The sequence below is a fragment of the Anaerotaenia torta genome (assembly GCF_050433395.1).
Lineage (GTDB): Bacteria > Bacillota > Clostridia > Lachnospirales > Lachnospiraceae > Mobilitalea > Mobilitalea torta.
Window position 1 is genome coordinate 1 of record NZ_JBNPXH010000015.1, and the last position, 14,014, is coordinate 14,014.

Below are 14,014 nucleotides of genomic sequence, written 5' to 3' on the forward strand. Positions count from 1 at the left end.
TTATACCAAAACCAGACGGTTTCATGCTATTTTTATGCCAGTTATTATTGAATTTTCAAGGTGCATAGGCACTTATTCAAGTGCGAAGTTTGAGTAAATAACCCCAACTTCTTACCAATGCTGTCCAGCTTAAAAGTTCTCATCCTTCTCCTCCTAAGTAAATATGGTATGCGTAACTCATAAAACTATGTAGTTCTATTTTTTTGGACTGATGGAGCTTATGGTAAATTCTTTGCAGGTGGAAGCCGGTATGACCTGCTTTGTGCTGGAATCCACTGTACTCTTTAATCTTACATAAACCTTATCATTCATCGCTGCTTTCTTGATTACTACAGATTTATTAGGGGATATTCCGGTCCATTTTGCAGCTGCCAGATCCAGCTTCTTCCCGTTCTCCACTATAGTGTATTCGTAATTTCTCTTCACCGTATCCGTAATCAGCAGTGTCGTTCCTGTCAGGGCGACGGTATCGGGGCAAACCGGCTGCTGCAAAACTTCCATCAGCCTCTCTCCCGACGCGGCCTTCTTAGGAGTTGCCACAGTGCGCAGTTCAATTCCAAAGGCAGGTATAGGAACATTATATTCATAAGTCTGCTTTAAAAGGGTAGCAAAGCTGATGCTCTTCACCTTGGGATCAGAACTAAAATAGTTCCACTCCGAACTTCCATTCAGACGATACTGGGTTTCGTTAGCCTTAAACCCACTGAAAATCAGCTTTCCTCCATCCAGTTTTACTGCCGGAGGAGCCGGACGCTTCGGTATCTTCACCTTTATTATCTTACCTGCTCTCGTGCTCGCCGTTGCCGCCGTACGGTAATACAAGGTGGCGCCTTTCACTTCGTAAACAGCAGTTTTCAGCGGATTCACCGCCGTCTTCCATGTTCCGTTGCTGCCCTTCCGGTATTCAGCAGTACTGCTGCCCGAAAAGGTGATCTGCCCTCCAACCGCATCATAAGTTATCTTCAGGTCATCGGGTTCCTTCATCAGGGTACAGCTTACCTCTTCCGTATCCTTATTCCCTTTGAGTAAAACACTGACTTCCTTCGTGGACAGTATAGCAGAGATATCAACCTGACCGACCTTTGCATCGGATACCACAATCGAGGGAAGACTTTCCCAGTTCCTTCCTTTATCCAGACTGATATAGAACTGGTCGCTGTTGCCGGGTCCTCCGCTCACCGTTATCGTCTCTTCCAGATAGTCCACCTTATAATTAACCTTTGTTTTGGCTGGTACGGTGGATGCTTGTACTATGGCCGGATCCTTCGTCAAAATCAGTAACAGGATTAATGCCGCAGCAGCTAAAATATAGCCTCGCATCCTCTTCTCTTTATCAAAATTCATGTCCTTCCTTCTGCTACTCATGTATTTTTCTCCTCTCCGCGCTGTCGCTGTGTGAAAAATTTATCAAATATTTCCTTATAATCTTAAAGGTGGTGTTTTATACCAACATTATTATAGCTTTTTTCATAAACCAGTGCAACCTTATTAATCTATATTCTTTGTGATATTAGAAAATTTTTTTCAATAATAAAAGGAAAGCCCCCGGGTATGAACAGAATCCACGCCCGGAGACCTTCCTTTCTATATCTGAGACCATATCATTTCACAATCATTATTACCCCTTCTAACGGATGACCCGCTCAATCTCCCGCAAAGATGCCGCCGGGAATCTATTCTGTACCCTGCTGACAATGCGCTGCCTTGCCTCTTCTCTTCCAATGCAGTAGGCGGATCGCACATGTTCTTCCCCATAAAGTCTCTCACTGGTGGAGAATTGCGCTACTGACCAGCCGTATTCCTCATTTTTTTTGTTAATTCTCCTCCGAAAGCAGCGGACTGTGATGTAGGTCTGCATCTGAAGAGCCGTCATCGCCCCTTCAAACCCCTTTTCTCCTTCTTTTCCAAAACCGGCCATGGTCTTGATCTCGTTGGAGAGCAGGGCTTCCCGCAGATCCAGGAGATCCATGATCTTCTTGGCCCGGTGGCTGGCCAGTCCATCCTCATACCTGCTGTCAAAGTCATAGCCATCCCTTCGGTAAGATGCAAAAATCGGATACCAGTCCCTGGAGATGAACCCGGCACGATTTGCAAAGAGCTTGCCATAAGCAATCTTTCCCTCTTCTGCGATTATCTCCCTCCACAGCCAGGGGTCCTCCTCCGGGTTCCCTCCCCACCAGGTGCTGGAAGCCGTCATTTCTTCCACCGAGAAGCCCTTTACCTCGTTCTTAAAGAGGGGAAGAAAACCGACTTCCCGGATGACTTCACATAGCTCCCCACAGGTCTTTATTCTGCTGCTGTCTGATAAATCAAGCCCTTCCATGATCCATTTCCCGTCAGTCTCAGCCATGATACCGCTCCCCCCTTATTGAATAATCCCCCCATGGAAATAGCATTCATAAATACGCTTATCCAGCAAAAAAATCTCTTCATAGCCCTGGAACCACTCCGTATCACCGTGAATTATACTGTGATACGTATAATCTCCTCCCCGGTAAAGCATGGGGCCGCGAAAGGGTGTTTCTTCTGAAACCAGGGACAGTGCTTCCTTCAGAAAATCGCCGGAAAATCCGTCGCCCAGAAGACGTCCTGTATAATTCATGGAGTAGACCGGCTGCTCCTTCTCATATAATACCTCTTCACCGGTAAAGCGCTCTCCTCCAAAATAGGAATCATGATAGATATATTCCCCCTCGCAATAGCGGTAATCATGAGATCCCAACCGGCATGCCTGTGCATGGTTGGACTTCCCGGCATAAGTCTCCTTTTTCGCCTTGCATAAAAAAGCCACTGTCTCTTTCTGTAGTTTCATCCTTAACCCCAGCTTTCTGATTTCGTCTTCTAACTCTAATTTTCTTCTCTGCCTGAAGCCCCTGCTTTGCCTGAACTTTAATCCTTTAGTTGAGTTCATCCAGAGTTTTATCATACGGTGGTAGAAAATCTTGTATGAATATGGAAATTTCACCCATATTCATTTCCTCCAATATCTTGCGGAGTGATTTTTCCGCACTTAAAAATTCCGTGTTACCCGCTTTCCGTTCTTCAATGCATTTAATCAACGCCGATAGCTTATCCGCGGCCTTGACCAGCTTCCACAGATGCGCCTCTTCCTCCCTGGGAAAGAAAACTGCTTCATAGCTTTTTCTCATATCTTCCGGAAGCATCTCCAGCAGCCGTTCTGCCGCGGCATGCTCCACCGCTTTGAATGCCCCCTGGATGCCTTCGTTAAAATATTTAATGGGAGTCGGCATATCTCCTGTAATAATCTCCGTTACATCGTGGTAGATTCCAATCAGCGCTGCCCGCTCTGCATTCACTTCCCTGCCCAGACGTTCGTTACCGATGACAGCCAGGGCATGAGCCAGAATACTCACCTCAAGAGAGTGCTCACTGATATTCTCCGTAACCGTATTACGCATCAGCGCCCAGCGTTCGATATATTTCATTCGGGATATCATTGCATAAAAACCATTCTCCATCATTTCCGCTCCAGATACCTTTTAATATACATGCCCGTATAGGACTTCTTGTTCTTTGCCACTGCCTCCGGCGTACCTTTGGCAATTACGGTGCCTCCCTTATCTCCGCCCTCAGGACCGATGTCAATAATATAGTCCGCCGTCTTAATCACATCCAGATTATGTTCAATCACCACAACGGTATTCCCGGAATCCGAGAATCTCCTCAGAATATCAATCAGCTTATGCACATCCGCAAAATGCAGGCCGGTGGTAGGCTCATCCAGAATATAAATCGTCTTGCCTGTGCTTCGTTTACTCAGTTCCGTAGCCAGCTTAATACGCTGTGCCTCACCCCCGGACAGGGAGGTGGAGGGGTGCCCCAGGCGCAGATAGGACAATCCGACATCATTCAGGGTCTCAATCTTTCTGCGGATGGATGGTACATTCTCGAAGAAATGAACCGCTTCCTCCACGGTCATGTTCAAAACATCATGGATGCTCTTGCCCTTATACTTGACCTCCAGGGTCTCCCGGTTATATCGCTTGCCGCCGCAGACCTCACAGGGCACATAAATATCCGGAAGGAAATTCATCTCAATCTTCAGTATGCCATCTCCGCTGCAGGCCTCACAGCGTCCGCCTTTTACATTGAAGCTGAAACGTCCTTTGGTATAACCGCGCATTTTCGCATCCTGGGTAGAGGCAAAGAGATCCCTGATCTGGTCAAATACCCCGGTATAGGTTGCCGGATTGGATCTCGGAGTCCTTCCAATGGGTGACTGGTCAATATCGATCACCTTGTCCAACTGCTCGATGCCCTTCATATCCTTATGCTTTCCCGGTATACAGCGGGCGCGGTTCAGATCTCTTGCCAGCCTCTTATATAATATCTCCCGTACCAGGGAGCTCTTGCCCGAACCGGAGACACCGGTAATACAGGTCATAACTCCAAGAGGGATATCAACATTAATATTCTTCAGATTGTTCTCTGCCGCACCAATCACGGACAGATATCCGGAGGGTTTCCTCCGCTCCTTGGGGACAGGAATGATGGTGCGCCCGCTGAGATATGCGCCGGTGATGGATGCCTCCTCCCGCATAATATCCTCCGCTTTGCCTGCAGCCACCACCTCGCCTCCGTGCTCTCCGGCACCCGGACCGATGTCTACAATATAGTCCGCGGCAAACATGGTATCCTCATCATGCTCCACCACAATTAAGGTATTGCCCAGTTCCATAAGATTCTTCAAGGTGCGCAGAAGCTTGTCATTATCCCTTTGATGCAGCCCTATGCTGGGCTCGTCCAGAATATAGGCAACTCCCACCAGTCCGGATCCAATCTGGGTTGCAAGGCGGATTCTCTGGGCTTCGCCTCCGGACAGGGTACCGGTGGACCTTGCCAATGTAAGATAATCCAGTCCCACATTCATGAGAAAGTTAATTCTCGCTCTAATCTCCTTCAGAACCAGTTCTCCGATCTTCCTCTGCATCTCTGTCAGCTTCAGGTCAGCCATAAAACCTGCCAGCTGATGAATCGGATATTCGGTAACTTCAGCGATATTCCGGCCTCCCACCGTCACCGCCAGAGCCTCCTTCTTCAGCCGCTTTCCCTTACAGACATTACAGGGGGTCGTCAGCATCAGGCTTTCATACTCCTGCTTTGCGCTCTCGGAACCGGTCTCCCGGTAGCGGCGCTCCACGTTGCGGATCAGCCCTTCAAAGACCACATCATAGACGCCGACGCCCCGCTGGCCGCGGTAATGAACCTTAACCGAACGGCCGTCCGTGCCGTGGATAAACATATGGCGTATCTCCTCGGGAAGCTTCTCATAAGGAGTGTCCAGATCAAATTTATATTCTCTGGCCAGAGCCTCCATCAGACATCTGGAATAGCTCCCCTTATCTACAACCGACTGCCATCCCGGCGCTGCCACAGCGCCGTCAATAATGCTCTTTGTCTTATCCGCGATAAGAAGCTCCTCCGCAAATTCCATCTTAATCCCTATTCCATGGCATTCCGGACAGGCGCCGAAGGGGTTGTTAAAGGAAAATACCCTGGGTTCAATTTCATCTATGCTGATACCGCAGTCCGGACAGGCAAAGTTCTGGCTGAAGGTCAGCTGCTCTTTATCGACGACATCCACATACAGTAGGCCTTCGGCCAGCTTAAGCACATTCTCTACCGAATCAGAGAGCCTCTGCTCTATTCCTTCCTTCACCACCAGACGGTCTACAATAATCTCTATATTGTGCTTATTGTTCTTCTCCAGCTTGATCTCTTCCGTAAGCTCGTAGAGGTTTCCATCCACTCTGACTCTGACATAGCCGCTGCGTTTTGCCTGCTCGAACAGCTTGGCATGCTCTCCCTTTCTTCCCCTGACCACCGGAGCCAGGAGCTGGATTCTGGTCCCCTGGGGAAGACTCATGATCTCGTCCACCATCTGATCCACGGTCTGCTTCTTAATCTCCTTGCCGCATTCGGGACAATGGGGAATTCCGATTCTGGCATACAGCAGACGGAAATAATCATAGATCTCCGTTACCGTTCCCACCGTCGACCTGGGATTCCGGTTGGTGGATTTCTGGTCAATGGAAATGGCAGGGGGCAGCCCCTCAATGCTTTCCACATTAGGCTTCTCCATCTGTCCCAGGAATTGTCTTGCATAAGAAGAGAGGGATTCCATATATCTTCTCTGTCCCTCTGCATAAATCGTATCAAAGGCCAGGGAGGACTTGCCGGAGCCGCTTAGACCGGTCAGCACTACAAACTGGTCTCTCGGAATATCCACATTCAAATTCTTCAGATTATTCTCCCTTGCACCTCTGATTTTAATGTAATTCTTTCTATCTGACATAATAATCTCCATTCTGGCAAACTCCTGCGAAGAACCTCTTCGGATTCTTCGCAATAATGTCTATTCCACCGTTGCTGCGGCGGCATAAAACCACGAACCCCTTACCCTGTAAGCTACAAATCCAGCAGCTGCTTCTTTATCTCCACCATCTTGTCTCTCAGCTCCGCCGCCAGCTCGAAGTTCAGCTCTGCCGCCGCCGTATGCATCTGCTTGGTGATAACCTTGACCAGCTCTTCCAGCTCCTGGCGGGACATGGATTCGATATCCTTTTCCATGTCTTTCTTAGCCTTCTCCGCCTTCTTGGAGATGCTGATAAGATCCCGTACCTTCTTCACAATCGTCGTGGGGGTAATACCGTGAGCCTCGTTATACGCCTGCTGTATCTGCCTTCTCCGGTTGGTCTCCGAGATGGCCTTCCTCATGGAATCTGTCTCATTATCCGCGTACATAATGACACGCCCCTCGGCATTACGGGCGGCACGGCCTATGGTCTGGATCAATGAGGTCTCGGAACGGAGGAAGCCTTCCTTGTCCGCATCCAGAATAGCTACCAGCCCTACCTCGGGAATATCCAGTCCCTCCCGGAGCAGGTTAATGCCCACCAGCACGTCGAACAGGTCCATGCGCATATCCCGGATAATCTCCGAACGCTCCAGGGTATCGATATCTGAGTGAAGGTATTTCACCCGGATGCCCACCTCTCTCAGATAGGTGGTCAGATCCTCGGCCATACGCTTGGTCAGCGTGGTTATCAGAACCTTCTGCTTCTTCGCAATCTCTTTGCGAATCTCGCCCAGCAAATCGTCAATCTGCCCCGTCACCGGCTTCACTGTCACCTCCGGGTCCAGCAGACCCGTGGGACGTATCACCTGCTCGGTGCGCAGCAGCTCATGCTCCGTCTCATATACCGACGGTGTGGCGGATACAAACATAATCTGGCTGATCTTACTCTCAAACTCTTCAAAATTCAAGGGCCGGTTATCCAGCGCCGACGGGAGCCGGAACCCATATTCCACTAACGTAGTCTTTCTGGAGCGGTCTCCCGCATACATGCCTCTGACCTGGGGGATGGTGATATGGGATTCATCCACAATAATCAGAAAATCCTCAGGAAAATAATCCATCAGGGTATGGGGCGGCACGCCCGCCTCCAGACCGGTCAAATGCCTGGAATAATTCTCGATTCCGGAGCAAAAGCCTGTCTCACGCATCATCTCAATATCAAAATTCGTACGCTCCGAGATTCGCTGTGCTTCCAAAAGCTTGTCCTCGCTCTTGAAATACCGGATTCTCCCCTCCAGCTCCTCCTCGATATTACGGATGGCCTGCTCCAGCTTATCAGGAGCCACCACATAATGGGAAGCCGGAAATATGGCTGCATGCTCCAAACTGCTCTTAATCTCACCGGTCAGTGTATCAATCTCTAGAATTCGATCTATCTCATCTCCAAAAAATTCAACCCGTATTGCCAGCTCTCCGGAAGCTGCCGGAAAAATCTCCACCACATCTCCCCGCACCCGGAAGGTTCCCCGCTTGAAATCCATATCATTCCTGTCATACTGTATCTCAATGAGCTTCTTCAGCATCTCATCCCGGTCCTTCATCATCCCCGGACGCAGGGAGATAACCATCTCCTGATAATCAATGGGGCTTCCCAAGCCATAGATGCAGGATACGCTGGCAACAATAATTACATCCTTGCGCTCTGACAGGGATGCCGTGGCCGAATGGCGCAGCTTATCAATCTCCTCGTTGATGGAGGAGTCCTTCTCTATATAAGTGTCCGTCGAAGGCACATATGCCTCCGGCTGATAATAATCGTAGTAGCTGACAAAGTATTCTACCGCATTCTCCGGGAAGAATTCCTTGAACTCCCCGTACAGCTGGGCTGCCAAGGTCTTATTATGTGCAATAACCAGTGTGGGCTTCTGTATCTGCTGGATTACATTCGCCATGGTGAAAGTCTTACCCGATCCTGTAACACCCAGAAGGGTCTGGCACTGGTTGCCGCTTCGAAAGCCCTCTACGAGAGCCTTGATGGCCTCCGGCTGATCACCTGTCGGTGCGTACTCCGATGTTAATTTAAATTCCATACCAACCTTACCTCCTGGCTGTTCTGTTTCATATTTCATCATCCGCCTCATTATATCATGAACCAGTTTCAAAAGCAATATATTTCCGAATGTCTGTTCTGTTTTTATAAGAGTATCAGGAGAGGTGTCATCACAAAAGAGGTGTCAGGCACCATTAAAATGGTGCCTGACACCTCTTTTGTGATGACACCTCTCCTGATACCTCCTCTTGATACCCCCTCTTGACACCCCTCTCCCTACTACCGCATATAGTAAGATAGTAGGATATATGAATACCTTATCAACAACATATTGTAAAATATCCGATTACCCGATATAATGTCTTTAAGGAGATTAACAATATGAGCAGAAAAACGAAGCAGGTTGTGGGCCGTATCGCCGGTATAATACTTCTGGCTGCGCTCTCTATATTAATTAATCAGTATTTCACCATGTCCGACCAGGAAGCCTCCAGGAATGTTCCGGTACCAGACGGCATTATGGAGGTTCATTTTATTGATGTCGGGCAGGGGGATGCCATCTTTATCGAAACAGGCAATCACACTATGTTAATTGACGCCGGTGAGAATAACAAGGGTTCCCTGGTCAGGGAATATCTGAACAACCAGCGGATCAGCAGGCTGGATTATGTCATAGGAACCCATCCTCACAGCGATCATATCGGGGGACTGGATATCGTACTGGATGCCTTTCCGGCGGATAAGGTTTTCTTACCGGATATCGTTCATGATACAAAGACCTTTGAGGATGTCCTGGAGGCCCTGGAGAGGCATCAGCTGAAAATCACCCGTCCAAAGGTGAAGGACCAGTATTCCCTGGGGGATGCCAGCTTCACCATTCTGGCCCCTAATTCCTCCGAGTATTCGGATCTGAACAATTACAGCATCTGCATCCGGCTGACCTACGGCAACACCTCCTTCCTGCTAGTGGGAGATGCCGAGAAGGTTTCTGAGAATGAGATGCTGAAAAACGGCCTTGATCTCTCCGCAGACGTGTTAAAGCTGGGACATCACGGTTCTGCCTACAGCAGCACTTCCAAGTTCCTGGATGCAGTGAATCCGTCCTTTGCTGTAATCTGCGCCGGCGAGGATAACAGCTACGGCCATCCCCATGCCGAAATCATGGAAGCCATGCTGGAGCGCGGAATCAAGGTATACCGGACCGATAAACAGGGCAGCATCGTATTTACAACAGACGGCCAGACCGTATCGGTGAACCAGCAAAGCTACACCATTACGGAGCAGGACATAACAAGATAACAAAAAGGGAGATTTTCTTATGCAGAAATTTATCATCGACCGTTTTGAAGGCAGCTATGCCATATGTGAAACGGCGGATAAATCCTTTATCTCAATTCCTAAGTATAAACTTCCCTTAGAAAGCCGGGAAGGAGACTGTCTGGTACAGGATGCCGACGGAATGTTCCGGCGGGATGCCGAGGCCAGGACAGCCAGGGAGATAAGGATTCGGGAAAAAATGAACCGGCTTTTCGAATGACCCCAGAATCACTGTTATTTGAGAAACCGGATGTTTCAAAACAAATACTGCGCCTGCCCGGTTAAGCTTTTTATAACATCCGCAGGCTGTGAGAAAGGCATGGTTATTATGCAAGAATTAAATGCAATGTATCCCGAGGACAAGACCGGGCTTTATTCCCTCCTGCTGGAGCAGCTTCGTGCCCTGCTGGAGGGTGAGACTTATGTAATTCCCAATCTCAGCAATGCCGCGGCCCTTCTTAAGGGAGCCTTAAAGGACATTAACTGGGTTGGCTTTTACCTGCTTCAAAACCAGTGGCAAAAAACAGACGGCTCTGAGTCAGTGAACAGCAATGAGCTGCTTCTGGGCCCCTTCCAGGGAAAGCCTGCCTGTATCCATATTCCTGTCGGCAAAGGAGTGTGCGGCACCGCCGTGGCACAGAATGCCACTCAGCTGGTAGAAGATGTGCATTCCTTTCCGGGACATATTGCCTGTGACAGCGCTTCCCGATCCGAGCTGGTGATACCCATCCGGTTCCAGGGTCAGGTGGTCGGGGTGCTGGATATCGACAGCCCCATACTCTCCCGCTTTGACGAGGAAGACCGGCGCGGATTGGAAGCATATGTGAAGCTGCTGGAAGAAGGCTGTAACTGGCAGAAAGGCTGAAGGTACATTCCTTTCCGCTTTTTTATTGCAGAACATCCCTTATCTTAGACATCAGAGCTTCCATATCAAGATCCTCCGCATCAACAACAATATGAGCGTATTTTTCATACAAGGGGCAGCGTTCCTCATACAAGGACAGCAAGGTCTGCCCTTCCCGGAATACCACGCCCCGCTGTTTGATATTCCCCAGCCTTTTACTGATGCTCTGGTAGCTGAGCTTAATATATACTACCGTTCCAATCTTTCTCAGATGCTCCATTGCCTTTTCGCCATAGATCACACTGCCTCCTGTGGCAATCACCGTGCGTTCCGCCCGGATGCTGCTGTTCACTCTCTCTTCTATGGCGATCAGCCCATTCAGTCCGTCTCTGGCAATGATATCTTTTAACAGGCATTTCTCCTGCTCCTGGATCAGCAAATCCGAATCTATAAAATGATATCCCATTACCTTGGCCAGAATGACTCCCACCGTGCTTTTACCGGCTCCCGGCATGCCGATTAATACAATATTATCCATAGGCAACACCCCCTTATTTCACGAGTATAATACAAGCGTCCGTGTTTATCCAGCGGAAAAATATGTTTGCCAAATTGACTTTTACATTTCTAAGTTAATGTGCTAAAATGGGAACAATGAAGATATCTTTAGACAAAACGGAGGATTCTATATGGCACAATTATTAGAAGCAGCAATGGTGATCAGTTTCGGCATATCCTGGCCCACCTCTATTATCAAATCCTACACATCCCGCACCGCCAAGGGAAAGAGCATTGTTTTCTTATGCTTCATTCTGTTTGGTTACATATTCGGGGTCATGTCCAAGTTTCTTGCCGGTAATATTACATATGTTGTTGTCTTTTACATTCTGAATTTAGTCATGGTATCCATTGATCTATGCCTGTATTTCAGAAACAGAAAACTGGATCAGCAAATGGAAGAAAAGGAGGCCGCATGATGAAGAAAATACTTGCAATCGGGAACAGCTTCTCCCAGGACGCTACCGCTTATCTGCATCAGCTTGCCAAAGCCAATGGAAGTGATTGCATGGTGGTAAATCTTTATATCGGCGGATGCTCCCTGAAAACCCACTGGGAGAACATTCTGGAGGATGCCGCTCTCTATGAATATGAATACAACGGTACGTTCACCGGACAGATGGTATCGATCCGGGAGACACTGATGCAGGAGCCCTGGGATTATATTACGCTGCAGCAGGTCAGCGGCCACAGCGGTATTCCGGATACTTATGAGCCCTATCTTTCCATGATGTTGGATTATATACGGCAATATGTTCCTTCAGCGGAACTTCTGCTGCATCAGACCTGGGCTTATGAAATCGATTCCCAGCATCCGGATTTTGTTAATTATAACTGCGACCAGAATACAATGCATCAAGCCATTGCAGACACCTACAGATACTACTCAGCGAAGTTCTCTCTGCGTGTTATTCCCTGCGGAGAGGTCATCCATACCCTTCGCTCCGGGGCTCCTTTCGATTATGGCAACGGTGGAATCAGTCTGTGCCGGGATGGTTTTCATATGCATTATATCTACGGAAGATACGCACTGGCAGCCGCCTGGTATGTCTTCCTCTTTCGGGAGAATATCGCCGGGAACTCCTTCCTACCGCCTTCTCAGGATGACTCAGGCGTGTCGCAGGAGGCGCTGGACATCATTAGGGAAACTGTGATGAACGTGGTAAAATAATCCAACAGCACCTCAGAACCAGGAAGGAAGCTAACACAGATTTTATTGGATTTTCACTCCGTTTTCTTCCGAAAGTATAGCATGAATTAAAAAAACCTGGTGTTACAGAATCCTACCGTATAAAGGAAGACTCTGTAACACCAGGTTTTTATTGTGTTCTGTTATGTATTGATAAAACCATCACAACCGGTTATCGTATGGCATTTCGTGCCAGGATGCGTACTCCTAACTCTATATGACTGAGATAAATCGGTCCAGTGCCGCCTGCCCCTCCGGTGTTCTTTTATATACGCCGGCATGCTCCAGCACCTGGCAGAATACCTTGCCGATCTCATCCTGAAGAATCCCGTTAATATTATCCCCGGTAATCTCAGGATAATGGGGAATGAATTCCTCTGCCCAATCCGCGTGCTTTGCAAGCAGCTCATTGGATCGCAGATCCCTTCCCTCCAGCAGATATTCGCTTAATAAATTCATTTCTTCCTTCAGCCTTGCAGGCAGCACCGCCAGTCCCATCACTTCAATTAATCCGATATTCTCCTTCTTAATATGATGGAGTTCCCTGTGAGGATGATACAGGCCGAGGGGATGCTCCTTTGTTGTCAGGTTGTTGCGGAGCACCAGATCCATCTCATACTGCTTCCCCCTGCGGCGCGCGATGGGGGTTATGGTATTATGGGGCTCATTTCCGGTAAAGGCATGGACACCTACAGCTTCATCCGTATATTCCCGCCATCTTCCAAGAATACGGTCGGACAGCCGGATCAGCCGGTTGTCGTCCTCGCAGCGAAGACGAAGAACGGACATGGGCCAGCGCACCACACCTGCCTCCACATCTTCAAAGCCCGGAACGGTAAAGCTCCGCTCCACGGGAGCCTTCGCCATGGCAAATTCATAATTGCCGCCCTGAAAATGGTCGTGGCTCAGGATCGATCCTCCAACAATGGGCAGGTCCGCATTGGAGCCCACAAAGTAGTGAGGGAACTGTTTCACAAAATCCAGGAGCTTGCGGAATGCCGCGCGGTCAATCTGCATGGGAACATGCTCCATATTAAATACAATACAGTGTTCATTGTAATATACATAGGGAGAATATTGAAATCCCCAGCCCTGGTCATTAATCCGGATGGGAATAATCCGGTGGTTCTGTCTCGCCGGGTGATCCACTCTCCCTGCATAGCCTACATTTTCCGGACATAACAGGCATTTGGGATATCCGCTCTGCTTTGCCAGCTTGGCGGCGGCAATCGCCTTCGGATCCTTCTCCGGCTTCGACAAATTGATGGTAATATCCATATCACCGTATTCTGTACGGGTTACCCATTTCATATCCTTTTTAATCCTGTATCTTCTGATATAATCCGTATCCTGGCTGAATTTATAATAATACTCCGTCGCTTTTTCGGGAGATTCCCGGTACAGTTCCCGGAAATGCCTTGTCACAACACTGGGAGGAGGCGTCAGGATGCCCATAATCCTGGTATCAAACAAATCACGGTATACAATTCCGTCCTCCTGGAGCAAGCCCTGCTCATGGGCGTAATCCAGCATCGCCTCCAGTATCTGCTCCAGCTCCAGATCAGCAGGCTCCGCCTCTGTCTCCGGGACTGCAGCCCCCTCCGGATTCTCCTCCAGCAAAAAGAACTCCATCAGCCTGTTGGTCACATAGACTTTGTCTTCCTTTTCCATCAGCCCGGTTTCTTCCGCGTATCGGACCAGTCTGTTTATCAGCCTGTAAATCATGTTCTTTCCTCA

Annotated in this window: 13 protein-coding genes; 5 read left to right on the forward strand and 8 right to left on the reverse strand. The window is 48.7% G+C overall.

Translation table 11 applies throughout. The annotated features are described in order from the left end of the window. Nucleotides 1-195: 195 nt before the first annotated feature. The 6 genes from HNQ56_RS20665 to uvrB form a co-directional block, all read right to left on the reverse strand. Complete coding sequence (locus HNQ56_RS20665) at nucleotides 196-1,365, reverse strand: hypothetical protein (protein WP_429150044.1); 1,170 nt, start codon at nucleotides 1,363-1,365, stop codon at nucleotides 196-198. Nucleotides 1,366-1,627: 262 nt separating this feature from the next. Further along, complete coding sequence (locus HNQ56_RS20670) at nucleotides 1,628-2,350, reverse strand: AlkZ-related protein (protein ID WP_429150045.1); 723 nt, start codon at nucleotides 2,348-2,350, stop codon at nucleotides 1,628-1,630. Nucleotides 2,351-2,365: 15 nt separating this feature from the next. After that, on the reverse strand, nucleotides 2,366-2,812 hold the full coding sequence (locus HNQ56_RS20675) for a DUF5680 domain-containing protein (protein WP_429150047.1): 447 nt from the start codon (nucleotides 2,810-2,812) through the stop codon (nucleotides 2,366-2,368). Nucleotides 2,813-2,897: 85 nt separating this feature from the next. Further along, on the reverse strand, nucleotides 2,898-3,482 hold the full coding sequence (gene yfbR, locus HNQ56_RS20680) for a 5'-deoxynucleotidase (protein WP_429150049.1): 585 nt from the start codon (nucleotides 3,480-3,482) through the stop codon (nucleotides 2,898-2,900). After that, a complete protein-coding gene (uvrA, locus tag HNQ56_RS20685) occupies nucleotides 3,479-6,328 on the reverse strand; it encodes an excinuclease ABC subunit UvrA (protein ID WP_429150051.1) in 2,850 nt (949 codons plus the stop codon). The genes yfbR and uvrA overlap by 4 nt, the downstream gene beginning before the upstream one ends. A 101-nt stretch (nucleotides 6,329-6,429) precedes the next feature. After that, nucleotides 6,430-8,409 carry an excinuclease ABC subunit UvrB gene (gene uvrB, locus HNQ56_RS20690; protein ID WP_429150052.1) on the reverse strand — a complete coding sequence of 660 codons (1,980 nt, stop codon included), beginning with the start codon at nucleotides 8,407-8,409 and terminating at the stop codon, nucleotides 6,430-6,432. Between the two features lie 341 nt (nucleotides 8,410-8,750). Here uvrB and HNQ56_RS20695 point away from each other — a divergent pair, with 341 nt between their 5' ends. The 3 genes from HNQ56_RS20695 to HNQ56_RS20705 all read left to right on the forward strand — a co-directional run bounded on the left by HNQ56_RS20695 (nucleotide 8,751) and on the right by HNQ56_RS20705 (nucleotide 10,551). Then, nucleotides 8,751-9,668, forward strand: a complete 918-nt coding sequence (locus tag HNQ56_RS20695; RefSeq protein ID WP_429150054.1) for a ComEC/Rec2 family competence protein — start codon at nucleotides 8,751-8,753, stop codon at nucleotides 9,666-9,668. Between the two features lie 19 nt (nucleotides 9,669-9,687). Beyond that, entirely contained in the window at nucleotides 9,688-9,906 is a 219-nt protein-coding gene (locus tag HNQ56_RS20700; protein ID WP_429150056.1) for a DUF3006 domain-containing protein, read from the forward strand. A gap of 108 nt (nucleotides 9,907-10,014) precedes the next feature. Continuing rightward, complete coding sequence (locus tag HNQ56_RS20705; protein WP_429150058.1) at nucleotides 10,015-10,551, forward strand: GAF domain-containing protein; 537 nt, start codon at nucleotides 10,015-10,017, stop codon at nucleotides 10,549-10,551. A gap of 22 nt (nucleotides 10,552-10,573) precedes the next feature. Here the strand turns inward: HNQ56_RS20705 and HNQ56_RS20710 are convergent, their stop codons facing one another. Then, nucleotides 10,574-11,068, reverse strand: a complete 495-nt coding sequence (locus HNQ56_RS20710; protein ID WP_429150060.1) for a shikimate kinase — start codon at nucleotides 11,066-11,068, stop codon at nucleotides 10,574-10,576. A gap of 151 nt (nucleotides 11,069-11,219) precedes the next feature. Between HNQ56_RS20710 and HNQ56_RS20715 the strand changes: the two genes are divergently transcribed. Both HNQ56_RS20715 and HNQ56_RS20720 read left to right on the forward strand, forming a co-directional pair. Further along, on the forward strand, nucleotides 11,220-11,507 hold the full coding sequence (locus HNQ56_RS20715; RefSeq protein WP_429150062.1) for a hypothetical protein: 288 nt from the start codon (nucleotides 11,220-11,222) through the stop codon (nucleotides 11,505-11,507). Beyond that, nucleotides 11,507-12,259 carry a DUF4886 domain-containing protein gene (locus HNQ56_RS20720; RefSeq protein ID WP_429150064.1) on the forward strand — a complete coding sequence of 251 codons (753 nt, stop codon included), beginning with the start codon at nucleotides 11,507-11,509 and terminating at the stop codon, nucleotides 12,257-12,259. Before HNQ56_RS20715 ends, HNQ56_RS20720 begins: the two co-directional genes overlap by 1 nt. Before the next feature lie 231 nt (nucleotides 12,260-12,490). Here the strand turns inward: HNQ56_RS20720 and galT are convergent, their stop codons facing one another. Next, on the reverse strand, nucleotides 12,491-14,002 hold the full coding sequence (galT, locus tag HNQ56_RS20725; RefSeq protein WP_429150066.1) for a UDP-glucose--hexose-1-phosphate uridylyltransferase: 1,512 nt from the start codon (nucleotides 14,000-14,002) through the stop codon (nucleotides 12,491-12,493). Nucleotides 14,003-14,014: the final 12 nt, after the last annotated feature.

Excerpts from the sequence above, each read along its gene's own strand:
- HNQ56_RS20665 (WP_429150044.1), bottom strand. The coding sequence starts at position 1,365 with ATGAGTAGCAGAAGGAAGGACATGAATTTTGATAAAGAGAAGAGGATG.
- HNQ56_RS20670 (WP_429150045.1), bottom strand. The coding sequence starts at position 2,350 with ATGGCTGAGACTGACGGGAAATGGATCATGGAAGGGCTTGATTTATCA.
- HNQ56_RS20675 (WP_429150047.1), bottom strand. The coding sequence starts at position 2,812 with ATGAAACTACAGAAAGAGACAGTGGCTTTTTTATGCAAGGCGAAAAAG.
- yfbR (WP_429150049.1), bottom strand. The coding sequence starts at position 3,482 with ATGATGGAGAATGGTTTTTATGCAATGATATCCCGAATGAAATATATC.
- uvrA (WP_429150051.1), bottom strand. The coding sequence starts at position 6,328 with ATGGAGATTATTATGTCAGATAGAAAGAATTACATTAAAATCAGAGGT.
- uvrB (WP_429150052.1), bottom strand. The coding sequence starts at position 8,409 with ATGGAATTTAAATTAACATCGGAGTACGCACCGACAGGTGATCAGCCG.
- HNQ56_RS20695 (WP_429150054.1), top strand. The coding sequence starts at position 8,751 with ATGAGCAGAAAAACGAAGCAGGTTGTGGGCCGTATCGCCGGTATAATA.
- HNQ56_RS20700 (WP_429150056.1), top strand. The coding sequence starts at position 9,688 with ATGCAGAAATTTATCATCGACCGTTTTGAAGGCAGCTATGCCATATGT.
- HNQ56_RS20705 (WP_429150058.1), top strand. The coding sequence starts at position 10,015 with ATGCAAGAATTAAATGCAATGTATCCCGAGGACAAGACCGGGCTTTAT.
- HNQ56_RS20710 (WP_429150060.1), bottom strand. The coding sequence starts at position 11,068 with ATGGATAATATTGTATTAATCGGCATGCCGGGAGCCGGTAAAAGCACG.
- HNQ56_RS20715 (WP_429150062.1), top strand. The coding sequence starts at position 11,220 with ATGGCACAATTATTAGAAGCAGCAATGGTGATCAGTTTCGGCATATCC.
- HNQ56_RS20720 (WP_429150064.1), top strand. The coding sequence starts at position 11,507 with ATGAAGAAAATACTTGCAATCGGGAACAGCTTCTCCCAGGACGCTACC.
- galT (WP_429150066.1), bottom strand. The coding sequence starts at position 14,002 with ATGATTTACAGGCTGATAAACAGACTGGTCCGATACGCGGAAGAAACC.